Annotated in this window: 19 protein-coding genes; 7 read left to right on the top strand and 12 right to left on the bottom strand. The window is 65.0% G+C overall.

The annotated features are described in order from the left end of the window. Positions 1-100 precede the first annotated feature (100 nt). From ACQR1W_RS22670 to ACQR1W_RS22635, 8 genes are all read right to left on the bottom strand, one after another. Positions 101-1,333 carry a cytochrome P450 gene (locus ACQR1W_RS22670; protein WP_434852867.1) on the bottom strand — a complete coding sequence of 411 codons (1,233 nt, stop codon included), beginning with the start codon at positions 1,331-1,333 and terminating at the stop codon, positions 101-103. Positions 1,334-1,419: 86 nt separating this feature from the next. Further along, on the bottom strand, positions 1,420-2,721 hold the full coding sequence (locus ACQR1W_RS22665; protein ID WP_434852866.1) for an MFS transporter: 1,302 nt from the start codon (positions 2,719-2,721) through the stop codon (positions 1,420-1,422). Positions 2,722-3,575: 854 nt separating this feature from the next. Beyond that, positions 3,576-4,973 carry an MFS transporter gene (locus tag ACQR1W_RS22660; protein WP_434852865.1) on the bottom strand — a complete coding sequence of 466 codons (1,398 nt, stop codon included), beginning with the start codon at positions 4,971-4,973 and terminating at the stop codon, positions 3,576-3,578. A gap of 431 nt (positions 4,974-5,404) precedes the next feature. Further along, the gene (locus ACQR1W_RS22655; RefSeq protein ID WP_434852864.1) at positions 5,405-5,944 is read right to left on the bottom strand and encodes an REP-associated tyrosine transposase; all 540 of its coding nucleotides are present in this window, start codon (positions 5,942-5,944) and stop codon (positions 5,405-5,407) included. A 72-nt stretch (positions 5,945-6,016) separates the two neighbouring features. Continuing rightward, on the bottom strand, positions 6,017-6,994 hold the full coding sequence (locus ACQR1W_RS22650; protein ID WP_434852863.1) for an NAD(P)-dependent oxidoreductase: 978 nt from the start codon (positions 6,992-6,994) through the stop codon (positions 6,017-6,019). A gap of 136 nt (positions 6,995-7,130) precedes the next feature. Next, complete coding sequence (locus ACQR1W_RS22645) at positions 7,131-8,981, bottom strand: TRAP transporter large permease (RefSeq protein WP_434852862.1); 1,851 nt, start codon at positions 8,979-8,981, stop codon at positions 7,131-7,133. 189 nt (positions 8,982-9,170) lie between these two features. Beyond that, the gene (locus ACQR1W_RS22640) at positions 9,171-10,202 is read right to left on the bottom strand and encodes a TRAP transporter substrate-binding protein (RefSeq protein WP_434852861.1); all 1,032 of its coding nucleotides are present in this window, start codon (positions 10,200-10,202) and stop codon (positions 9,171-9,173) included. 165 nt (positions 10,203-10,367) lie between these two features. Continuing rightward, complete coding sequence (locus ACQR1W_RS22635; RefSeq protein WP_434852860.1) at positions 10,368-11,288, bottom strand: LysR substrate-binding domain-containing protein; 921 nt, start codon at positions 11,286-11,288, stop codon at positions 10,368-10,370. Between the two features lie 93 nt (positions 11,289-11,381). Here ACQR1W_RS22635 and ACQR1W_RS22630 point away from each other — a divergent pair, with 93 nt between their 5' ends. Next, a complete protein-coding gene (locus tag ACQR1W_RS22630) occupies positions 11,382-11,891 on the top strand; it encodes a cytochrome family protein (RefSeq protein ID WP_434852859.1) in 510 nt (169 codons plus the stop codon). Between the two features lie 52 nt (positions 11,892-11,943). Here ACQR1W_RS22630 and ACQR1W_RS22625 read toward each other — a convergent pair whose 3' ends face one another. Next, the gene (locus ACQR1W_RS22625) at positions 11,944-12,756 is read right to left on the bottom strand and encodes a DODA-type extradiol aromatic ring-opening family dioxygenase (RefSeq protein WP_434852858.1); all 813 of its coding nucleotides are present in this window, start codon (positions 12,754-12,756) and stop codon (positions 11,944-11,946) included. Positions 12,757-12,778: 22 nt separating this feature from the next. Then, complete coding sequence (locus ACQR1W_RS22620; RefSeq protein ID WP_434852857.1) at positions 12,779-13,213, bottom strand: DoxX family protein; 435 nt, start codon at positions 13,211-13,213, stop codon at positions 12,779-12,781. 103 nt (positions 13,214-13,316) lie between these two features. Here ACQR1W_RS22620 and ACQR1W_RS22615 point away from each other — a divergent pair, with 103 nt between their 5' ends. From ACQR1W_RS22615 to ACQR1W_RS22600, 4 genes are all read left to right on the top strand, one after another. Beyond that, positions 13,317-14,258 carry a LysR family transcriptional regulator gene (locus ACQR1W_RS22615; protein WP_434852856.1) on the top strand — a complete coding sequence of 314 codons (942 nt, stop codon included), beginning with the start codon at positions 13,317-13,319 and terminating at the stop codon, positions 14,256-14,258. A 34-nt stretch (positions 14,259-14,292) separates the two neighbouring features. Continuing rightward, positions 14,293-15,984, top strand: coding sequence for a SulP family inorganic anion transporter (locus ACQR1W_RS22610; RefSeq protein ID WP_434852855.1), 1,692 nt, complete (start codon positions 14,293-14,295; stop codon positions 15,982-15,984). Between the two features lie 119 nt (positions 15,985-16,103). Continuing rightward, positions 16,104-16,391, top strand: coding sequence for a GCG_CRPN prefix-to-repeats domain-containing protein (locus ACQR1W_RS22605; protein WP_434852854.1), 288 nt, complete (start codon positions 16,104-16,106; stop codon positions 16,389-16,391). A gap of 38 nt (positions 16,392-16,429) precedes the next feature. Further along, positions 16,430-16,666 carry a hypothetical protein gene (locus ACQR1W_RS22600; protein ID WP_434852853.1) on the top strand — a complete coding sequence of 79 codons (237 nt, stop codon included), beginning with the start codon at positions 16,430-16,432 and terminating at the stop codon, positions 16,664-16,666. Positions 16,667-16,795: 129 nt separating this feature from the next. On the opposite strand, the gene ACQR1W_RS22595 is transcribed toward ACQR1W_RS22600, so the two are convergent. Beyond that, a complete protein-coding gene (locus ACQR1W_RS22595; RefSeq protein WP_434852852.1) occupies positions 16,796-18,217 on the bottom strand; it encodes an FAD-binding oxidoreductase in 1,422 nt (473 codons plus the stop codon). Positions 18,218-18,290: 73 nt separating this feature from the next. Between ACQR1W_RS22595 and ACQR1W_RS22590 the strand changes: the two genes are divergently transcribed. Then, on the top strand, positions 18,291-18,803 hold the full coding sequence (locus ACQR1W_RS22590; protein ID WP_434852851.1) for a thioesterase family protein: 513 nt from the start codon (positions 18,291-18,293) through the stop codon (positions 18,801-18,803). Positions 18,804-18,811: 8 nt separating this feature from the next. On the opposite strand, the gene ACQR1W_RS22585 is transcribed toward ACQR1W_RS22590, so the two are convergent. Then, a complete protein-coding gene (locus ACQR1W_RS22585) occupies positions 18,812-20,350 on the bottom strand; it encodes a helix-turn-helix domain-containing protein (protein ID WP_434852850.1) in 1,539 nt (512 codons plus the stop codon). 310 nt (positions 20,351-20,660) lie between these two features. Between ACQR1W_RS22585 and ACQR1W_RS22580 the strand changes: the two genes are divergently transcribed. Continuing rightward, a complete protein-coding gene (locus ACQR1W_RS22580) occupies positions 20,661-21,500 on the top strand; it encodes a class I SAM-dependent methyltransferase (protein ID WP_434852849.1) in 840 nt (279 codons plus the stop codon). Positions 21,501-21,785: the final 285 nt, after the last annotated feature.

The following is a 21,785-nucleotide window of genomic DNA, read 5'->3' as shown; positions in this document are numbered from 1 at the left end:
TCGCAATGCCGGAGCGCCAGATCATATAGGACGAAGTGCGGCGAAGTCACAGCATCATGCGATATTTAGCGGGCGCTGCACAACACCGTTCGCGGAATGGTTACCAGCGGGCCGGCAGCCGCTTCAGGCCGCGCAGCACGAAAGTCGGCCGCCATTCCGGATTGTCGGGATCGTCCAGCTTCAGATCGGGCAGCCGCCGCAGCAGGGTGCCGATCGCAACCTCCGCCTCGATCCGGGCGAGCTGGGCGCCCAGGCAATGATGGATGCCGCCGCCAAACGACAACGGCTTCACATTGGGCCGGGTGATATCTAGCTGTTCCGGCCGATCGGGATAAACAGCGGGATCGCGATTGGCCGAGCCGAGCAGGCAGAGCACGCCCTCGCCCTTGGGGATCCGCCTGCCGCCGAGATCCTCGATATCCTCCAGCGCGACGCGGCCGGTGAGCTGCACCGAGGAATCGTAGCGCAGGAACTCCTCGACCGCATTGGTGATGAGGTCGGGGCGCGCCTTCAACAATGCCAGCTGGTCCGGATTGCGATGCAGGGCCAACAGCCCGTTGCCGATCAGGTTGACCGTGGTCTCATGGCCGGCACCGAACAGGAGGATGATATTGGCGGTCAACTCCTCATGGCTGAGCTTGGCGCCGTCCTCTTCGGCCTGCAAAAGTTGCGTGGTCAGGTCATCGCCAGGCTCGCGCCGGCGCAGCTCGAACAGATGCTGGAAATAGGCCGTCGACACCGCGTTGCCGGCATTGCCCTCGGCGATTTCCGCAGGCGACAGCGGCACCGGCTCGAGCAGGCGGCCGCCTTCGCGCGAGCTCTTGTAGAAGCTTTCGCGATGCTCCTCCGGGATTCCCAGCATGTCGCAGATCACCGTCACGGGAAGGCGGAAGGCGAAATCCTCGATCAGATCCATCTGGCCACGCGGGATCACCTGATCGAGCGTCTGGTCGACGATCTCCTGGATGCGCGGGCGCATGTCCTCGACCCGGCGCGCCGTGAAGGCTTTCACCACGAGGCCGCGCAGGCGCGTGTGGTCAGGCGGATCCTGCTGCAGCATCCAATGCCCCATGCTGCTGAAGATCGGCTCCTCCATGATCTTTGGCCCATAGCGGCGCATGCTGCGGGCGACGAAATCCTTGCCGAAACGCTTGTCGCGTAGCACCAGGCTCGCTTCCGCATGGCGGCTGGCGAGGAAGGCGCCGAACGGTGTCACATGCATCGGATCGGTTTCGCGCAACTGCTGATAGAACGGGTAGGGATCGCGGATGAATTCCGGCGACAACGGATTGAACACCGGCGCGGCCGGTTTCGCCTGGACATGCTCGTTCATGGACGTTCCTTTCCCGTTTTGAGCCGATTAGCCCATTCTGACATGGCCGAGGCAAGACAAAATCCGATCGCGACCGAACAACCCGATCATACCACCTCCACAGCCGGCCGCAGCCGGTGCAATTGGCCGGCGACCGCGCGCACCTTGCGTGGCGCCGCACACCAGACGGCGATCGCCGAAAGCAGGCTTGCGGCCATCGCGATCGCGAATCCGGGCGTGTAGCTGCCGGTGAGATCGTAAAGCACGCCGGTGACCCAGGGGCCGGCCGCGCCGCCGCACAGAGCGATCAGCATGATGGTGCCGAAGATGGCTCCGAAATGCGGTCCCTGAAAGATCTCCAGCACCACCGCCCCCATCACCGAGGTGAGGCCGTAGCCGAGCACGCCCTGGCTCGCGACCATGACATAGACAAGCAGCAGGGTCGGCGAGGCCTTGAGCGCAATCAGCGCCACGAAGCAGATCGTGAAGCCTAAGCAGCTGAAAACCCACACCGCCTCGCGGCCGATGCGGTCGGAGAGATGGCCGAGCGCGATCTGGCCGGGAATGCCGAGCAGGCTGACCGCGCCGAGCGCCCACACCGCGACATTCGGGCTGAAGCCGATCTCGAGCAGATATTTGGTCTGGTGAACCTGCACGGCGTACCAGATGTACAGGCCGAAGAAGTAGCCGATCGCAAGCCACCAGAACTTCATCGTGCGCAGCGCCAGCGGCAAGGTCCAGTCGATGGCGGCCCAGGCGGGATCGACGATGTTGGAGACGGGCTTCGCGGCTGAGGAGGCCGGCGCGGCATCGCCATCCGGCCGCAGCCCGAGATCCTCCGGTCGCTTCCGCAACAGAAGATTGATCGGCGCGAGCGCGATCAGCACGAGGAGACCCATTGCCGTGCACGCAGCGCGCCACCCTTGTTGCGCGATCATATGCTGGACCCAGGGCAAGAGCGTCACCGAGCCGATGCCGACGCCGGCGAAGGCGATCCCGATCGCAAGCCCGCGGCGGCGGATGAACCAGTTCGGCAGGAACAGCGACTGGCCGGAATAACCGAGACAGACGCTGCCGGCCCCGACCATCACGCCGATCGTCACGTAAAGGTGCCAGGGCTGTGACGTCAGCGGCGCCAGCAGCAGGCCGCCGGCCATCAGCGCCACGCCAAGCTCCATGACCGCGCGCGGACCGGTGCGGTCCATCAGCCGCCCGATCAACGGGCTCACTATGCCCGACACCACGAAGCCGAAGGAGAACGCGCCGGCCGTGATGCCGCGTTCCCAGCCGAACTCGGACAGAATGGGCGGAAAGAACAGTGAGAAGGCGGTCCGCGCGTTGACGCCGATTGCCATCGTGGCGAAGGTCACGGCGACGACGACCCAGCCATAGAAGAAGGGCAGTCGCATTGTTTGGTTTCTCTCCCTGATGACCGTTAGCATCATGTGCCTACGAACGGGTCAAGGATTTTGTGCGCGACGCCGTGCATTGTCACTTACGTCGGAGGTCAAGGGAAAGTTTGCGCAAAAATCGTTGCGGCGCACGCTCTTTGTTCCGTTTCCCACGCACCTGCCACAAACGAGACGTCATCGCCCGGCTTGACCGGGCGATCCAGTATTCGGGGACAGCGATGATTTATCGAGAAGCCGCGGCGTACTGGATCGCCCGCTTTCGCGGGCGATGACGTCGGAAGGCTGATCGACTGCTCGCTTATTTCAAATAGACGTAGCATCACCTTCTCGCGGCGCGCTTGGCGTCCGAGCTTTGCTTGTTCGCTCCCTCTTCGGGAAAGAGGGCACAGGGAAGGCCGGACCTCGACTGAGGCCCGTGGCCCGCCTGCGGAAAAAAATGCAGGCGGCAGGTACCACAGGTCAGCCGGACGATCCGGCCTTCCCTGCACGATGGTTTTAACGGCTGCTTCGCGTTCTCCCCGGTGCGCCGGGCTTGTTGGCCACCGTGCTGCGACAACGCGCTAGACGCGTTGCGCAGGTGATACCAGCGTCGGGGTATCAGGACCGCGCGACTTGACCGTCCGCAAGCACATCGTTCGTCCGCGAAAATCCGCTGCGATACGCTCACGTCCACCGCATCCCGCGCTCAACGTTCGTGACGATCGCGAAGCGCCCCTCTTGGCGAGCACAGGACCCGCGAATGATCGTTGTGATTTGCCCGACACGGCAAGCGAAATCGGCTGCGACACGTTGGCACGACGGGCAAAACGCGTCACAGCCGGCTCGCTGGCCAGCACCAAGCCATGAAACCATCAGGCCGTGGCCGCGCCTCCGATCGAGCTCACGCGCTGCCGATCATAATCCGGCTTGGCCATCGGCACCGCGGCGGGATCACCGAGATCGCGCACCGGGAGCCGATAGGTTTCGCGCGCGGATGCCGCAGCGACCGCCGCGACGATCGTGATCGCAAAGGTGATCGCGCCGATCGTGAACGGGATATGCGCAGCGCCGGGCGGCGCGACGGCAGCGAACAAAGCCGGCAGCAGCGCGGTGATCGTCGTGCCCGTGTTCTGCGAGATCGCCATCGCCGAGACCCGCGAGCGGGTCGGGAACAGCTCGGGATAGAAGCTCGGGAAGACCGCGTTGTACCCCTGATAGACGAGGCCCCACATCAGGATCGAGAGCAGAATCGCGAGCGGCACGTCCTTGATGCTGATGGCGTAGAGATAGCCGAAGGCGAGCAGGCCGGAGCCGAGCGCGCCGACGATGATCGGCGGCCGGCGGCCGATCCGATCGGAGAGGCTGCCGACAAAGGGGATCACCAGCACGGCGGCGATATTTCCGAGCACGGGGATCCAGAGATAGACGTTCTTTTCGAAGCCGATGCCATAGGCCGGCTGGACCGCATAGGCCGCGCCGAAGATGGTTGCCACGACGGGAATGACGTTCATCAGCGCCATGCAGACCACGCGCAGCATGTCGCGCCAGCCGGTCTGGAAGGCCTGCACGATCGGGGCCTTGGGCACCCTGCCCTGCTCCTCCTCCGCACTGAAGGCCGGCGTCTCCTCGACCTCGCGGCGAATGACATAGCCGGCGATGACGACGAAGAAGCTGAGCAGGAAGGGCACGCGCCAGCCCCAGCTCATGAAGGCATCCTGTGACATGTAGGCCGCGATCGGCAGGAACACGGCGGCGGCAAGAATCTGCCCGGCCTGCACGCCCTGTAGCGCGAAGCTTGCATAGAAGCCGCGGCGCCCGAACGGCGCATGTTCGAGCACCATGGAGCTCGCGCCGGAAATTTCGCCCGCCACGGCGAAGCCCTGAATCAGCCTGAGCACAACCAGCAGGATCGGCGCCGCGACGCCGATCTGCTGATAGGTCGGCAACAGGCCGACCGCCATGGTCGAGATACCCATTAGGAACAGGCAGACCAGAAGCACGGTCTTGCGACCGTGGGTGTCGCCCCAATGTCCCAGCACGAACGCGCCGATCGGACGCGCCACATAGCCGACGCCGTAGGTCGCGAGCGACGCCACGATCGCGGCGGTCGGATTGGTGGAAGGAAAGAAGATCTGCGGAAAGACCAGCGAGGCCGCGGTGGCGTAGATGAAGAAGTCATAATATTCGAGCGCCGATCCGATCCAGCCGCTTGCCGCCGCCTTTCTCGACTGGCTCTTGCCGTGCGCAGTCGCAGCTGCTGCGATACCCATGCGATGTCCCTCCCCTTCGACGCCAGCCCCCTCGCGCGCACCCGGCTCCGTCGCTGCACTGCCCTCGAGCGGAACAGGTCAGACGTCGTCGAGCGGGCGGCGCGCGATGCGACTGGCCAACACATCTGTTCGTGAGAATCATTTAGGAGGCATGCGGTGCCTTGCCCGCTGCGCTCCGGCCGATTCCCTCCCGCCCCGGCGATGCTCATTGCACGGCGCCGCTCGAAGCATGGGCGAGATTAACAGACAAAGCTGCGGCAGCAAGGCGCTTTCGCCGCGTGCGCTGCGTCATCGGAATTCTGCACGTTCGCTTCGCGCAGCATCATACCAACGCGTCGTCATCTGCGTCGCGCGAAACACGGCTTGCTTCACGTCATCGGGGCGATGCGGCAGTTCGTAGGATGGGTTGAGCGCGAGCGAAACCCATCGCCTCATTCACCTCGCTCGCCAAACTCCCCGCTGTCATTCAAGCTATCGCCAGCCCAATCCTCCGGATAGGCACCTGACTTGACCATCCGATGGAACGAAGAAGGCATCCAATCGCGGACACGTGTCACCAGGCCGTGTTTGACTGGATTGATGTGGATATAATCGACATGCCGCGCGAAATCGGTCTCGTTGCGAATCGTATGCTCCCAATAACGTCGCTGCCAGATGCCCCGCTCGCCTTTGGCTACCCGGCTGGCTGATAGCCGTTCGCCACCGGCAATGTTGCGTGAGAAGCTGGACTTGATCAGGCGCCAACGGGTCGCATGGGCGGCGTCACCCTCCGGAAGAGTCCAGAGCGTATGGAGATGATCGGGCAAGATCACGATTGCATCGATCGTGAAAGGATGACGCTCGCGCGTTTCTCGGAACGCGGTCCGCAATATTTCAAGATGGGTCGTTAAGAGTGCAAGTTTGCGATCCGCCAGATTGACGGTGAAGAAGAAGCTCCCTCCGGGGATAAAGTTGCGGCGATAGTGGGTCATGCGAGCACCATAGCATTTGGCCGGCATGATGGGTTTCGCTTCGCTCAACCCATCCTACACATCGTCACGCCATCACGGCCGCCTGGTCCAATGCTCTGCATTGACGGCGCCGACTGGCGCTTCGCTTTTGATGATGGACGCGACCTGCCGCACCGTCTCGGCGGCCTGATGCTCGATCGCCTGCGGCGTCAACCCGCCGATATGGGGCGTGGCGATGACGTTGGGCAGGCGCGCCAGCTCCGGCGTGGGCATCTGGTCCGGGGCGCGGCCGACATCGATCGCGGCGCCCGCGATCCGCTGCTCGCGCAGCGCGGCAGCCAGTGCGGCCTCGTCGACGAGATTGCCGCGCGAGAGATTGATGAACACCGCATGCGGCTGCATCCGCGCCAAAGCCGCCTGACCGATCAGATTCTCGGTCTCTTCATTGGCGATGGCGAGACAGATGACGTAGTCGGCACGGGCCAGCAGATCGTCGAGCGCAACATGCTGGATGCCGGCCTCATCGATGGTGACGTAGGGATCGGCGACGAGCACCTCCATGCCGAGCGCCTGCGTGAGGGGTGCGAGATAGCGGCCGATGCTGCCATAGCCGATGATGCCGATGCGGCTGCCGGCGAGCTGCCGGCCCATCACGATCTCGGGCTTGCGCCCGGCATGATAGTCCGCGGTCGCACGCGAGACGCCGCGGGACAGATCGACCATGAAACCGATCGCAAGTTCAGCCACTGCCGGCACGAAGCCCGGCGAGGCCCGCGTGACCAGTACGCCGGTGCTCGACGCTGCTGCGACGTCGACGTTGCGGATGTCGACCGCGCAGCGCACGAACGCGCGCAAGCTCGGCAGCCGCGGGAAGATCTCGCCCCGGCCCTCGGTCACACGGTCGGCGACGATGATGTCCACGCCCTCGGCGGCGCGAACCAGAGCCGCGGCGTCCAGCGGCACATCGGAATCATGCAGGCGCACCTCGGCCAGAGCCTGCAGACCCTGCAGGCTGCGCTCTCCGTAATATTGCCGGCGGAATTCCGGCGTGTGGGTCAGCAGCACCTTCATGAGCTGTTTCCTTCAAACCCGATGAGCTTTCATCCAACGATGCGGCATTGCGTTCCCTCCCACCCTCCCCCTCAAGGGGAGCGTCGGACCTCCTATGATGCACCTGTATTGAGCTCAACTCAGGCCCTCCAATTCCTCAATACCCGAGCGCGCGCGGCAGCGCGGTGCTGATCGACGGCACGAACGCGACGACCAGGAGGCACAGGAACAACAGGCCGAGGTAGCCCGCGATCGGCTTGATCGTCTGCTCGATCGGCACCTTGCCGATCAGGCAGGCGCCGTAGAGCCCAAGGCCCAATGGCGGTGCAAAGAGCCCGATCCCCATCGCAATCACCAGCACCACGCCGAAATGCAAGGGATCGATACCGAGCCTGACCGCGACCGGCAACAGCAGCGGGCCGAAGATGATCAGCGCCGCGGCGCCCTCCAGCACCGAGCCCATCACGATCAGCACCGCGATCGACAGCAGCATGAACAGCCACACGCCGTTGGTCTTCGACAGCGATAGCATGAGCTCGCCGACCGCATGCGGCACCTGCTGCAGCGTGAGGATGAAAGCCAGCGACTGCGCCGCGGCGACGATGAACAGCACCAGGCCCGAGCGCGTCGCAGCATGGATGAAGCTCGCGGTCGCCGCCTTGAGGCTCAGCTCGCGAAACATCGCAGCGCCAACCACGATCGCATAGAGGGCGGCGAAAGCGGAGATCTCGGTCGCGGTGGCGAAGCCGGTCTTGAAGCCGGCGAAGATCAACACGATCAGCCCGAGCGAGGCGATGGCGCCGCTCCACAGGCCTGAGACCGCCGGCCCTTGCGGCCGATCGACAGGCTCCGGCCGACGGCCGAACAGGATGGAGACCGTGATCAGAGCCAGCGCCATCAGTCCGGCCGGCAACAGGCCTGCGACGAACAGGCCGCCGATCGAGAGATTGGCGACGAAACCCAAGATGATCAGGTTGATGCAGGGTGGAATGGTCTCGGCCATGACCGCGGAAGCCGCCAGCAGCGCGACCGCGCCGCCCGGATTCTGCTTGGCGCGGCGCGCGGCCGGAATCAGCACCGAGCCGACCGCGGCGACGTCGGCCATCTTGGAGCCGGAGATGCCGGAGAACAGCACCATCGACGTCACCATCACGACGTTGAGGCCGCCGCGCATGTGCCCGACGCCGCGCTGCAACAGCTCGATCAGCCGCACCGACATGCCGTTGGCTTCCATCAAATAGCCGACCAGGATGAAGAACGGGATCGCCAGCAGCACGAAATTGTCGATGCCGCGCGCCATCTGCTGCGCGAAGATGACGCCGGGCAGCGTGCCCTCGACCCAGATGAAGATCAGCGCGGCCAGCGCCAGCGCAAAGCCGATCGGCAGGCCGCCGAACAACGTGACGAAGAAGCCGATCAGCATCAGCACGCCTGATGACGGCACGCTGTCGGGTGCCATGGTGTCCCAGGCGAGATAGAGCCCAGCCATGATCGCCGTCGCAACGACGCCTGCGACCATGGCGCGGACTGGACGTGCGCGAAAAATGTCGAGCGCGAAGACGGTCATCAACAGCGCGCCGACGCCCATCGGATAGAAGGTCAGCTCCAGCGGCAGCCCGGAGCCGGTGGTCTGGCCGGCGGTGAGCGAGCCGAGCTTCAGCGCATTGAAGGCGACGGTGGCGGATACGAGCACGACCAGCACCGCGCCGATCGCATCGATCACAGGCCGGATCTTCGAGGGCAGCAGGTCGGCAAAGAAGGCGACCCCGAGATTCTCGGAGCGGGCGAGCGCGCTCGCGGCACCGAAGAAGCTCGAGCCGACCATCAACCCGCGCGCGACGTCGTCGGACCATTCGACCGGCGCATTGAACAGGAAGCGCGCGAGCACCGAGCCGCAGACCACCAGAAGGTCGGCGGCCAGCAGCACCGCCGCGATCGCATCGCTGAGGATGAGGAGCGACGCCACCAACCAATGACGCCGTGTCGGGGCGGCGGCAACCGTGGTCATGAGGGACTATCAGGGTTGGAGTCAGAGCTGTCACACCACACGCGCTCGTCATGCCCCGCGCAGGCGGGGCATCCAGTACGCCGCAGCCTATCGATCAGTGCGAACGTCTGTGCAATACTGGATCGCCCGCCTTCGCGGGCGATGACGGTTGCGGGCGAGGAAACCATCTGAGTCAGATTCACAGCAGCTTCACGCCTGCGTCGATCGGATCAAATCGATCACGGGCTTCGCCTCGGGACGCGCCTTGATGAAGTTGTCGGTCTGCGGCGCCACCCGCTTGCGGAATGCCTCCCGGTCGCATTTCACCACGCTCACGCCCTTCTCGGCCAAGGCCGTGAGCGCCTCCTTCTCCACTGCAAGCCCGTGGGCGCGGGTATCGACCGCGGCCTTGTTGGCGGCATCGAGGAAGCCCTCGCGCAGTTTCGGATCCATGCGGTTGAAGGTCATCTCGCTGAAATAGATCGCCAGCGGTGAGAAGATGTGCTGGGTGAGCGCGTAGTTCTTCGCGGTCTCGTAGAATTTGCTGGCGAGAATGGTCGGCGGATCGTGCTCGAGCCCGTCAAGCACGCCGGCCTGCAGCGCGGTGTAGATCTCGCCGAAGGCGAGCGGCGTCGCCGCCGCGCCCATCAGCCGCAGGCATTCGGTGATGATCGGATTGGGCAGCGTCCTGATCTTGAGCCCGGCGAGATCGTCCGGGGTCTCGACCTTCTTCTTCGCCAGCACGCTGCGCGAACCGAAATTATAGGCCCAGGCGATGATGCGGATGTTCCCGCCCTTGAGCAGCGCCGCCTCGATCGGCTTGGCCGCGCCGGCATCGAAGGCCTTGGTCTGCTGCGGAAAGCTGGTGAAGAGATAGCCGAGGTCAAAGGTGCCGACCAGCGGCACGAGATTGGCCGAGATCGACGACCCCGACACCATGAGGTCGATGACGCCGAGCTTGACCGAATTGATGACGTCGATCTCCTGGCCGAGCTGATTGTCGGGAAAGAAGGCGACATCGACCTGATCACCGAGACCGTTCGCCTTCAGGCTCTTCACCAGATTGTCGTAATAGACCCGGCCGTTGGCGAATTTCGGATCGTTGGGCAGCGACGACGAGCATTTCAGTTTCAAGGTCGCGGCCTCGGCACGACCGATGATCGCAGGGCTGGCCGCGAGCCAGGATGCGGCGGCCGCCGACGATTGGATGAACCTGCGGCGGCTGACTGACGCTGATGCCATGACGCTTCCCCGGACTTGTTCTTGTGCGCTGCGCTTCAGGGACGCAGCCGCTTATGTCTGGACTGTATGATCAAAGCGCAGCCGCAGGCAAGGCCGGCCCTCGTCACCGCGCCGATGCAACGAAGGCTGCTGACACTCACACCATGGTGCAAGTGCGGTGGTTCCTCACACCGCGGCCATCTCGCGAATTTGCCGCGTGGCGGCCTGCGCGATCAGCTTGCCGAGCGCGGCGAAGTCGTCCTTGCGCGGCGAGGTCCTGCGGAAGGCGAGCCCCACCACGCGCTTCGGCTCGGGATCGGAGAAGCGCATCAGCTTGATGTCGCCGCGGCGGCATTCGAGATCGACCGAAAGTTCGGGCAACAAGGTCATGCCGAGCCCGTTCGACACCATCTGCACGATGGTCGAGAGGTTCGACGCACCAAACGTGTCGATATTGTCGACCCGGCGCAGGTTGCAGAACGACAGCGCCTGGTCGCGCAGGCAATGCCCTTCCTCCAGCAGCAGCAGCCGATCCTGCTGCAGGAGTTCCGGCGTCGCACGCACGCGGCTGGTCGAGATCTCGCGCGATTTCGGCAGCGCCAGCAGGAAGCGGTCGCTGAACAGGCGGATGGTCTCGATATCGGGGTGATCGACCGGCAGCGCCAGCAGCAACAGATCGAGCCCGCCCTCGAGCAGCCGCTCGACCAGCGCCTGGGTCTGGGTCTCGCGCAAATGCAGGTCGAGATCTGGAAAGCGGCCACGGATCAACGGCAGTGCCGATGGCAGCACGTAAGGCGCGAGCGTCGGGATCACGCCGAGATGCAGCGCACCCGCGAGCGTGCCGCGCTGGCGATGCGCCGTATCGATGATGTCGCGGACATTGGCCAGCACGCGCTCGGCGCGCGCTGCAATCTCGCGGCCGGCCTCGGTCAGGATCACGCCCTTGCGGCTGCGCTCCAGAAGCTGCACGCCGAGCGTCTGCTCCAGATCCTGGATCTGCATCGAGAGCGCCGGCTGCGTCACCGCGCATTGCTCGGCCGCCTTGCCGAAATGCGACAGCCGCGCCACCGCATCGAAATAACGCAGCTGCTTGAGCGAGATATTCATGATCAGAATTCCTTATTATGACTTAAAAATACTACGATTGGAGCTGATCAGCAATGATCGATACGCTCCAAATCGCCTCGGGAGACATCACTCATGCGCAAACGGTCGATCAGTTCTCGCGTCCTCGCAGCCGCCGCCGTGGCGAGCATCGCCGCGGCAGCTTATCTCGGGACCGCGCTGGAGCTGCGGGCCGGCGCACCGGCCGAGCCTGCATCCTACCTTCCGAGCATCAGCGATCTCATGATCTCGACCATCCAGCCGCGCCACATCAGGCTCTGGATCGCCGCTCATGAAGGAAATTGGGATTTCGGCGCCTACGAACTCGGCAACCTGAAAGGGGCCTTCAATCGTCTCGGCCACGCCCATCCGACCGTCGAGGCCAATTCGCTTCCCGACATGGTGAGCGCCGTCACGGGACAGCCGTTTGCGGATCTCACCGCAGCGGTCAAGGCGAAAGACCTGGCCGCATTCGACAAGTCCTATGCGGATCTGACGTCGGCCTGCAATTCCTGCCACCAGGCACTCAATCACGGCGCTGTCGTCATCAAGGTCCCGCAACAGGCCGCGGTCAGCGACCAGGATTTCAGTCCGAGATCACCGTGACGCCGGCAGCATCGTCAGCGGCTGACCGGCAAGAGCCATAGAGAAACGCTGGTCACGCCGCGACCGCGGTCTCGCTCGCGGCGTGGAAGGCGTAGACGTCCATCCGCAGCACGCCGTAATTGGCGCTGTTGTGCAGCCGTTCCACGCGCGCGCCCTCGCCGGCGGCGCCGAGCGCGGCAAACAGCGGCAGGAAGTGCTCGTCGGTCGGATGGTTCTTGACCGCAAACGGCGCGCGACTGCGATAGTCGAGCAGGTCATCGACGCGGCCCGCGATCGCCGCCTCGTGCACCCACTCGGCAAACGCATCGACCCAGGGCAACGCCGGCGCGTTCAACTCGGGCCGCCGCACCCGGAACTCGGCGAGATTGTGGGTGAAGCTGCCGCTGCCGATGATCAGCACGCCCTGATCGCGCAACGGTGCCAGCGCGCGGCCGAGCGCGAGATGATGCTTGGGCCCGCGCTCGGTCTGGATCGAGAGCTGCAGCACTGGAATGTCGGCGTCCGGATACATCAGGAGCAGCGGGATCCAGGCCCCATGATCGAGCCCGCGGGCCCGATCGATCGTCGTCGGCATGCCCGCAGCCCCCATCCGATGCGCAATCTCTTGCGCAAGCGCGGGCGCGCCGGGCGCGGGATAGCGCAGCTCATAGAGCGGGCGCGGAAAGCCGTAAAAATCGTAGATGGTGTCGTTGACGGCGACGGCGTTGACCTCGGGCTCGGCCGTCTCCCAGTGCGCCGAGATCACCAGGATGGCCTTGGGCCGCGGCAGGCCGCGGCCGAGATCGATCAGGAACTGCCGCGCCGGCGTATCCGTCAGCGGCAGCATCGGCGATCCGTGCGATACGAACAGGCTCGGCAGTGTCATGCTCAATCCTCCGCTCAAGAGGTCAATGTGCGCTACGCAGCGCGCCATCGGCCACGTTCGCACGCGGCGCGCGCAGCGCAAAGGCCCCGTCGCCGAGCAGCGCCTGCACGATCAAGGCAACGGCCCAGAACGCCGGATATTCCCAGCCGCCATGCGGGTTGTTGAAGAAGAAGCCGGCCGCGCCATGCACGGTGAAGATGGCGCCGAGCAGGATCGGCACTGCGGCGAGTGCCGCCCAGCGGGTGTAGAGGCCGAGGATGAGCGCGACGCCGGCCAGGATCTCGGCGGTAATCACGATATAAGCGAGCTCCTCCGGCAGACCGATGCTGCCAAAGAATTTGGCCGTGCCGGCCGGCGTGAAGACGAACAGCTTCAGGCTGGCATGAGCCAGGAACAGGCCGCCCAGGGTCAGGCGAAGCAGAAGCGCGGCATAAGGCGCGGTGCGGGAATCGATCATTTCAGCCTCCGTTTGGGGTTACCGCTTCATATGGATCATTTCCCAAAGGACGATAATCTGGTACGCAGGAAAGATACTTCACACTCTCAGAGTGAGATGAGCGATGCTCGACCGCCTGACTGGTCTCGAGGTGATGTCCAAGATCGCCGGCACCGGCAGCCTTTCGGCGGCCGCGCGGACGCTCGGGATGTCACAGACCATGGTGACCAAGCATCTGGCCGCGCTGGAGAGCCGGCTCGGCACCAAACTCTTCCACCGCACCACGCGGCGTCTCGCCATCACCGAGGACGGCCGGCGGTATCTGGAGCTCGCCGAGCGGGTGCTCGGCGATTTCGAGGCGGCCGAGGCTGCGGTCGCGGCCGACCGCGTCGAGCCGCACGGGCTGTTGCGGCTCAACGTGCCGCTCGTGTTCGGCGTCCGCCAGATCGCGCCGCGGCTGGCCGAATTCGCCCGCCTCCATCCGGGCGTCACCGTCGATCTCGGCCTCAACGACCGTCTGGTCGACCTCGCCGAGGAAGGTTGGGATCTCGCGATCCGCATCGGGACGTTGCGCGATTCCAGCCTGATCGCGCGCCGGCTTGCGCCGTGCCGCATGGTGATCTGTGCCGCTCCTGCCTATCTCGCCGCGCATGGCACGCCACGCAGTTCGGCCGAGCTCGCAGAGCACAACTGTCTCGGCTACACGCTGGCGCAGGCGGGCGCCGGACGCTGGCGCATGGGCAGCGGCAACGAGAGCATCGAGGTGACCGTCGGCGGCAATCTGCGCGCCAATAATGGCGACGCGCTGCTGGCGGCAGCCATTGCCGGCCAGGGCATCATCTATCAGCCGACCTTCATCGTCGCTGACGCGCTCCGGAGCGGAGAATTGGTGCCGATCAGGCTGGAGCTGCCGACCTCCGATGTCCTGGCGGTGCATGCCGTGTATCTGCCGGATCGCTCGCCTTCGGCGAAGGTCCGCGCCTTCATCGATTTCCTCGCCGGCGCCTTCGCGCCGGAGCCGCCATGGGATCGCGGCCTGGGATCGCGGGCTTGCCTGATCGGATAAATCGTCTTTCTCTGGCGCGACAGGAGATGCCGCGATGATCCGACCCGCATCAGACGCCAACATCAGACACTGGCCGCTGCTGCGCTCGCTGCAGGGCTGGCGTTTGAGCGCCCTGCCCGCCGACCTCGTGGCCGGCCTCACCCTGACGGCGATCGCGATCCCCGAGCAGATGGCGACGGCCAAGCTCGGCGGCTTCGCGCCCGAAATCGGCTTCTTCGCCTTCATCGCGGGATCGCTTGGCTTCGCGCTGTTCGGCGCCAACCGCTTCCTGTCGTGCGGCGCGGATTCCACCATCACGCCGATCTTCGCCGGCGGGCTGGCCCTGCTCGCAGCCAGCGGCACGCCGGACTATTCGACGCTGGCGGCGGCGCTCGCTTTGCTGGTCGGCGTGATGCTGGCCTGCGCCGGCACCTTCAAGCTCGGCGGCATCGCCAATCTGTTGTCGGTGCCGGTGACGATCGGGTTTCTCGCCGGCATCGCGATCCACATCATCGTGTCGCAATTGCCGGGTGTGCTCGGCGTCGCCTCGCCTGGCGGACCGACGGTGGCGCGCATTGCCACGCTGGCACGGCACGTCACGGAGGCCAATCCGTATACGCTCATGATCGGCTTCGGCGTGCTCGCGATCGTCGCGCTATCCGAGACCATCAGCGCGCGGATTCCCGGCGCGCTGATCGCGCTTGTCGCAGCCACACTGCTAGGGATCTCGGCCGGGCTGGAGACCAAGGGCGTCCCCGTGGTCGGCGCGCTGTCCGGCACGCTGCCGACGCCGCAGCTTCCCGACATCGCACCCGAGCGCTGGGTGAAGCTGGTGCCGTTGGCCTTTCTGATCGCCATCATCGTGATGATGCAGTCGGCCGCGACCTCGCGCGGCTTTCCGTCCAATCCCGACCAGCCCGCCGACATCGATCGCGATTTCGTCGGCGCCGGTGCCGGCAGCCTGCTCGCCGGCATCATCGGCGCGTTCCCGGTCAATGCCAGTCCGCCGCGCACCGGCATCGTCGCCGAGACCGGCGGACAATCGCAACTGTCGAGCCTCGTCGCGGCGGGTCTGGTGCTCGCCCTGATCTCCTTCGGCGCAGGCCTGCTCAAGCACGTGCCGGAGGCGGCGCTGGCCGGCGTGCTCCTGTTCGTGGCGTTGCGCATCATCCGCCTTGCGCAGATCGTGCGCATCTACCGTCAGTCCAAGGGCGAGTTCCTGCTGATCATCGCCACTGCGGCCGCGATCATCCTGCTGCCGATCGAACAGGGCGTCGCGCTCGGCATCGCATTGTCGCTGCTGCACGGCATCTGGAGCACGACGCGCGCGCATCTGGTTCCTTTCGAGCGCGTGCCCGACACGACGATCTGGTGGCCGGCACATCCCAGCATCAAGGGCGAAAGCTCGGCTGACGTCGCCGTCGTCGGCTTCCAGGCGCCGCTCAGTTTCCTGAATGCGACGACGTTTCGCGCCGATATCCAGGAGGTGCTGCAAGACAGCCGCCTGCGGCTGTTGGTGCTGGAAGCAAACAGCATTCCCGAGATCGACTTCACCGCGGCACAGGCGCTGCTCGATATCATCAAGATTTGCAGGGAGCGCGGCATCAGCTTCGCGGTGGCACGGCTGGAATCCTTGCGTGCGCAGGAGGCGTTCGAACGTTTCGGCCTCTATGAGGTGCTGCCGCGCGAGCATGTCTTCCACAGCGTCCATGAAGCGGTGCGCAAGCTTGCGCCAGCTGCGGGCTGATACAAAACGTTGCAAACGCCGGCTGCCGGCGACACATCGCGGCAAAATTCGCAGGCGACCTTTCGCCATCTCGCGTCCGCGCGCTGCGACGGACGTTTCAACCGAAAGGATCGCTCAAGATGCGAAAGCTGCTTCTCTCGATTGCGCTTGCCGCAACCGCCGCCTTGGCGGGATCGGCGGCGCAAGCCTTCACGCTGCCCGCACAGCCGACCGCGACCGCGGACAATATCGTGCGCGTCGCCGGCGGCTGCGGCCTCGGCTGGCATCGTGGACCCTGGGGCGGCTGCCGGCCGAATTACTATTATGGGGCCGGCTATGCCTATGTCGGGCCGGGCTACTACCACCCCGCCGGCGCCTGCTTCTGGCGCGTCACGCCCTATGGGCGGCGCTGGGTCTGCGCCCGGTGAGCACGATGCAACTGACACACATGCACATGAGGTTTCCGATGCTCCGGTCTATCTTCGTCATCGCCGCGCTCGCCGCCGGCATGGCGGCCTCTACCGCGAACGCCCAGGACGCGACGTTGCGGCAGGCCTGCGGCGCCGACGTCCGCACGCTGTGCGCCGGCATCATGCCCGGCGGCGGCCGCATCAAGCAGTGCATGGTCGAGAAGTTCGATCAGCTCTCGGACGGCTGCAAGGCCGCGCTGAAGGACAAGCAGGCGCTGCAGGGGAGCAAGTGATTTCCGTTGTCATGGTCAAGCGGCATTGGAGGCGCCCTCTCCCCTTAAGGGGAGAGGGCGCACTGAGTTCGTTCGTGGCGCTTGTTCCGCCCGATCAGCTGGAGGCAAATACAAGCGATGCAGCGCGCATCACGCCGCCGGAATGATCTTCCCTGGGTTGAAGATGTTCTGCGGATCGAGCGCCATCTTCAGCGCGCGCATGGCGTCGAGCGCCTCAGGTCCTAGCTCGGCTTCGAGATATTTCTGCTTGCCCTGGCCGATGCCATGCTCGCCGGTGCAGGTGCCGCCCATGGCTTGGGCGCGCTCCACCAGCCGGTGCATGAACTCCTCGCCGCGCGCCATCTCCTTGGCATCGTCGAGATCGCACATCAAGGAGCAGTGGAAATTGCCGTCGCCGACATGGCCGACGATCGGCGAGGTCAGGTTGAGCCGCTTCAGATCCTCTTCGGTCTCGGTCACGCAGTCGGCCAGCCGCGAGATCGGCACGCAGACATCGGTCGCGACCACGCCGGCGCCCGGACGGATTGCCTTCACCGACCAATAGGCGTCGTGCCGCGCCTGCCACAGCTTGGTGCGATCCTCAGGCTTGGTGGTCCAGGTGAATTCGCCGCCACCGCACTCCGCTGCGATCTCGGCGAAATTCCTGGATTGCTCGGCGACCTCGGCCTCGCTGCCGTGGAATTCGAGCAGAAGCAGAGGCGTTTCCGGCAGGCTCAGCTTCGAATAGGCGTTGCAGGCCTTCACCTGCGCGGCATTCAGCAGCTCGATGCGCGCCACCGGAATGCCGGTCTGGATTGCGAGGATGGTGGCTTGGCAGGCGCCGCGCACGGTCTCGAACGAGCACGCCGCTGCGGCGATGGTCTCGGGGATGCCGCGCAGCCGGATCGTCAGCTCAGCGATAATGCCGAGCGTGCCCTCGGCGCCGATGAAGAGGTGGGTGAGATCGTAGCCGGCGGCGGACTTCTTGGCGCGGGTGCCGGTCTTGATGATCTCGCCGTCGCTGCGGACGACCTTCAGCGCCAGCACGTTCTCGCGGATGGTGCCGTAGCGCACCGCATTGGTGCCGGACGCACGGGTCGAGGCCATGCCGCCGAGCGAAGCGTCGGCACCGGGGTCAATCGGGAAGAACAGGCCCTGGTCGCGTAAGTATTCGTTCAGCGCCTTGCGGGTGACGCCGGGCTGGATCACGCAGTCGAGGTCCTCGGCATGCACCTCCAGCACCTTGTTCATGTCGCGCAGATCGATACAGATGCCGCCGGCCGGCGCGTTGACCTGCCCCTCCAGCGAGGTGCCGGTTCCGAACGGAATGATCGGCACGCCATGTTTGGCGCAGATCCGCACCACGTCCTGAATGTCGGCGGTCTCCTGCGCCAGCACCACCCCATCCGGCGGCTGCGTCGGCAGCCAGGTCGTGGTATGGCCGTGCTGCTCGCGCACGGCCTGCGAGGTGATGAGCCGGTTGCCGAAGCGCGCCGCAAGCTGCTCCAGCGTGCTCTTGAGCGCCTGCGGCTCCGGCCGCTTCAGGTCGTGATGGGGTATCGTGGTCGCCACTTTAATCCTCCCAATTCGCGGCGGACGGTGGCAAAGGATCACCAGAGGGTCAAGGGAGCAAACGGAAGAGCGAATGAGCGATCTTGGAATGCCTACCAACGCCGAAGCTGGTCCACGCCCGTTCCTGTCCTCGGTGATGCAGATCGAGCCGCAATGGATCGACTATAACGGCCATCTCAACATGGCCTATTACAACGTGATGTTCGATCGCGCCATCGATCAGCTCTGGGCCGCGCTCGGCATCGGCCCTGCCTACATGAAGGAGCGGCAGGGCTCGACCTTCACCGCGGAATGCCATGTGCGCTATTTGCGGGAAATCCATTTGGGCGATCCGGTGCAGATCTCGGTCTGGCTGATCGCTGCCGACGAGAAGCGGCTGCATACCTTCGAAGAACTGCGCCACGCCACCGACGGCTGGCTGTCGGCGACCTCGGAGAACATGTCCGTCCATATCGACATGACCAAGCGCAAGGTCGCGCCGTTTCCCGACGACATCCAGGCGCACATCCAACAGATGGTGTGCGAACACGCGCAATTGCAGCACCCCTACGGGCTCGGCCGAAGCATCAGCATGCCGGTGAAATAACATCGGTCTCACGCCGGCAGGCCGGCCTCCGACAACGCCTCCACCACCAGGCTGCGGTAGGAATGCGGGAGCGGCGGCATGCCGCCCTCGACCTCTGAGATCGTCAGATCCGGATAATGGGCGCGCAGCGCCTGCATGCTGTGTCCGGCCTCGGTGCGCTGGCCTGCAAGCATATAGGCCGGACACATGGTTCGATGCACCCACAGTGCCGAGGGATGTTCCAGCAACCCGCGCCGGTGCCAACGCGCCGCTTCGTCATAATTCCCTGCCGCGAAATGCGCGCAGCCGATCCCGACCATGCTGTTGAAGGCCAGCTGGTCCTGCGGCGCAAGGTCGAGCGCGATCAGAAACCGTTCGATCGCGGATGCCGAATCGCCCCGATACACGTCGAGCCAGCCGCTGCGGCTCCAGGCCCATGCCGAGCCGCCATCGACCGCCAGCGCCCTGCGGATCACCTGATCGGCGTCGGCGAGTTCGTTCAACAAGGTCAGCGCGCTGCCAAGCACGCACAGCACGGTCGGGTCTGCCCATTGCGCGCCCACCTGGCGTGCGAGCGCAAGGCCTTGCGCCCGATCCGCTGACGCATTCGACGAAAAGTGGTAGATGACGCGCTGGGCATGCCCCCAGGCCGCAAGCGCCGTCGCAAGCCCATGCTCGGTCTCCACATCCAGCGCTCTGTGCAACAGGTCGAGCCCGCGCGCATTGCCTTCGGCGTCCAGCGACAGCACGCCGGGAAGCGCGCGCAAGGCGAGATCATGCGCGGTCAGCTCGGCCTCGGGCTTGCGCGCCGCGCGCTCGATCTCAGCGAGCCGCAGTTGCGGCTGCAGGGCGGCCGCGACACGCGTCGCCATTCGCTCGTAACCTTCGGCATCGTGCTGCAGCACGCCTTCGATCCGCTGCGCCCATAGCACGCGACCCGTGGTCTGATCGATGAGCTGAAGCACGAGACGCATATCGGCTGCGTCCTGGCGGAGCACGGCATGCATGCGGTAGCGGGCGGCACCGGCGCGCGAGACGACCGCAAGCCCGGATCGCGTCAGGGCGGCCGTGAGATCCTCCGAAATACTTGTCGCGAGATCGTCGTGCTCGGCCCCTGCTTCGATGGGGGTGAAGGCCAGAGTGGGCCGATCCTGCGCCGGCATGACAACGGCCGGCTTGGCAGCGAGCTGCGCGGCAAGCACGGCTTGCCGCTTCAACGTCTCCGACGGCGTTTCACCATAGCGGCGGCGATACGCGACGGCAAAGCGACCGTAATGTGCGAACCCACAGCGCAAAGCGACATCCATCACCTTGAGGTCGGGATCGCCGTGTAGCAGCTCGCCACGGGCGCGTTCGAACCCGAGCTCGCGCAAGACAGCCTGCGGCGGCTTGCCCAAACAGGCGATGAACTGCCGCTGCAGCGTCCGCGGTGAGACCCCGGCGACATCAGCGAGATCCGCAAGACGCCATCGACGGCCGAGATCGGCGCCCATGGCCTGCAATGCGCGGCGCACGCCGCGCGGCAGCGGCCTGGTCGAAAGCGGCTCGTCGCCTCGTAATGGAACCATGCAGCGATCTCCGAAGCGCTCTCAATACGTCGCCGGCTGCATCGAAAAAGTTCGCGATCCGGATAGTCGTGTCGCGATCTGGATAGCGCTCTTGTTCTTTTGTCGCTTAGCTCCCGCCCATGTTCAACGGACGAGGGCCCATTATGGCTGTTCTGACAACAATGTTACACGGACTCGGCGCGCATTGGCGCAATGCTCAGGACCGAATTGTGGATCTGCTCGGCGAACGAATCCAGAGGAAAAGCCTGCAGATCGAAGCCGCGTACAAGGACAAAGCGCGAGCCAGGAACATTTCGACAGGAGCGTCATCATGAATATTTCAGCTGTAACACCAGCCAGCACGGATCAGCTCGACCTCGGCGCATTGAAGCTGCGCCAGCACAGCGCCTGGTCCTCCGGCGATTACGCGATCGTCGGCACGACCTTGCAGATCGTGGGCGAAAACCTCTGTGAGGCGCTCGATCTCCGCGCGGGACAGAAGGTGCTCGACGTCGCGGCGGGTAACGGCAATGCCACCCTGGCCGCAGCCCGGCGCTGGTGCAGCGTAGTCTCCACCGACTATGTGCCGGCGCTGCTCGAACGCGGCCGGCTGCGGGCCGCCGCTGACGGCCTCCCGGTCGAATTCAAGGAAGCAGATGCCGAAGCGCTGCCGTTCGAGGATCGTGTGTTCGACGTCGTGCTCTCGACCTTCGGCGTGATGTTCACGCCCGACCAGGACCGCGCCGCGGCCGAACTCGCCCGGGTTTGCAAGCGCGGCGGCAAGATCGGTCTGGCCAACTGGACGCCGGACGGCTTCATCGGCCAGGTGTTCAAGACGCTTGGCAGCTATTTGCCGCCACCTGCGGGCACCAAATCGCCGGCGCTGTGGGGCTCGGCGTCGCGCATCGAGGACATGTTCGGAGCTGAGGCAAGCAGCATCCGCTGCGAACCGCTGAATTTCGTGTTCCGCTATCGCTCGCCGGGGCACTTCCTTGATGTCTTCAGGACCTACTACGGTCCGATGCTGAAGGCCTTCGCCGCGCTCGACACGCTCAAGCAGGACGCGCTGCATCGGGATCTGCTGGCGTTGATCGCCAAGCACAATCGCGCCGAGGACGGCACCATGGTGGTCCCGTCAGAATATCTGGAGGTCGTGATCACCAAGCGGTGAGGAAAGCCCGAGCCGCTCCGCTGCGAGAGCGGACGGCCACCGTGGTCTCCGGCGGTGCGAAGCATCGTCCGGAGACAGGCACTAAGGCATGCACTCATTCCCAACCAAGCGTATTGGACGCTGGCGCGGCGGACTCGGTGTGCTCCCTCTCCCCGTTCTTACGGGGAGAGGGTTGGGGTGAGGGGCAGACGCACGATCAGTGCGAGTCGTTAGACCTGTACCCCCTCACCCGGATTGCATCTTACGATGTAATCCGACCTCTCCCCGCAGGCGGGGAGAGGTAAG

The organism is Bradyrhizobium sp. HKCCYLS1011 (assembly GCF_051167795.1).
Lineage (GTDB): Bacteria > Pseudomonadota > Alphaproteobacteria > Rhizobiales > Xanthobacteraceae > Bradyrhizobium.
This window is presented reverse-complemented; position numbering and strand designations above follow the sequence as displayed.

Bases quoted from the DNA above. Each gene is read 5' to 3' on its own strand.
- ACQR1W_RS22670 (WP_434852867.1), bottom strand. From the start codon at position 1,333: ATGAACGAGCATGTCCAGGCGAAACCGGCCGCGCCGGTGTTCAATCCG.
- ACQR1W_RS22665 (WP_434852866.1), bottom strand. From the start codon at position 2,721: ATGCGACTGCCCTTCTTCTATGGCTGGGTCGTCGTCGCCGTGACCTTC.
- ACQR1W_RS22660 (WP_434852865.1), bottom strand. From the start codon at position 4,973: ATGGGTATCGCAGCAGCTGCGACTGCGCACGGCAAGAGCCAGTCGAGA.
- ACQR1W_RS22655 (WP_434852864.1), bottom strand. From the start codon at position 5,944: ATGACCCACTATCGCCGCAACTTTATCCCCGGAGGGAGCTTCTTCTTC.
- ACQR1W_RS22650 (WP_434852863.1), bottom strand. From the start codon at position 6,994: ATGAAGGTGCTGCTGACCCACACGCCGGAATTCCGCCGGCAATATTAC.
- ACQR1W_RS22645 (WP_434852862.1), bottom strand. From the start codon at position 8,981: ATGACCACGGTTGCCGCCGCCCCGACACGGCGTCATTGGTTGGTGGCG.
- ACQR1W_RS22640 (WP_434852861.1), bottom strand. From the start codon at position 10,202: ATGGCATCAGCGTCAGTCAGCCGCCGCAGGTTCATCCAATCGTCGGCG.
- ACQR1W_RS22635 (WP_434852860.1), bottom strand. From the start codon at position 11,288: ATGAATATCTCGCTCAAGCAGCTGCGTTATTTCGATGCGGTGGCGCGG.
- ACQR1W_RS22630 (WP_434852859.1), top strand. From the start codon at position 11,382: ATGCGCAAACGGTCGATCAGTTCTCGCGTCCTCGCAGCCGCCGCCGTG.
- ACQR1W_RS22625 (WP_434852858.1), bottom strand. From the start codon at position 12,756: ATGACACTGCCGAGCCTGTTCGTATCGCACGGATCGCCGATGCTGCCG.
- ACQR1W_RS22620 (WP_434852857.1), bottom strand. From the start codon at position 13,213: ATGATCGATTCCCGCACCGCGCCTTATGCCGCGCTTCTGCTTCGCCTG.
- ACQR1W_RS22615 (WP_434852856.1), top strand. From the start codon at position 13,317: ATGCTCGACCGCCTGACTGGTCTCGAGGTGATGTCCAAGATCGCCGGC.
- ACQR1W_RS22610 (WP_434852855.1), top strand. From the start codon at position 14,293: ATGATCCGACCCGCATCAGACGCCAACATCAGACACTGGCCGCTGCTG.
- ACQR1W_RS22605 (WP_434852854.1), top strand. From the start codon at position 16,104: ATGCGAAAGCTGCTTCTCTCGATTGCGCTTGCCGCAACCGCCGCCTTG.
- ACQR1W_RS22600 (WP_434852853.1), top strand. From the start codon at position 16,430: ATGCTCCGGTCTATCTTCGTCATCGCCGCGCTCGCCGCCGGCATGGCG.
- ACQR1W_RS22590 (WP_434852851.1), top strand. From the start codon at position 18,291: ATGAGCGATCTTGGAATGCCTACCAACGCCGAAGCTGGTCCACGCCCG.
- ACQR1W_RS22585 (WP_434852850.1), bottom strand. From the start codon at position 20,350: ATGGTTCCATTACGAGGCGACGAGCCGCTTTCGACCAGGCCGCTGCCG.
- ACQR1W_RS22580 (WP_434852849.1), top strand. From the start codon at position 20,661: ATGAATATTTCAGCTGTAACACCAGCCAGCACGGATCAGCTCGACCTC.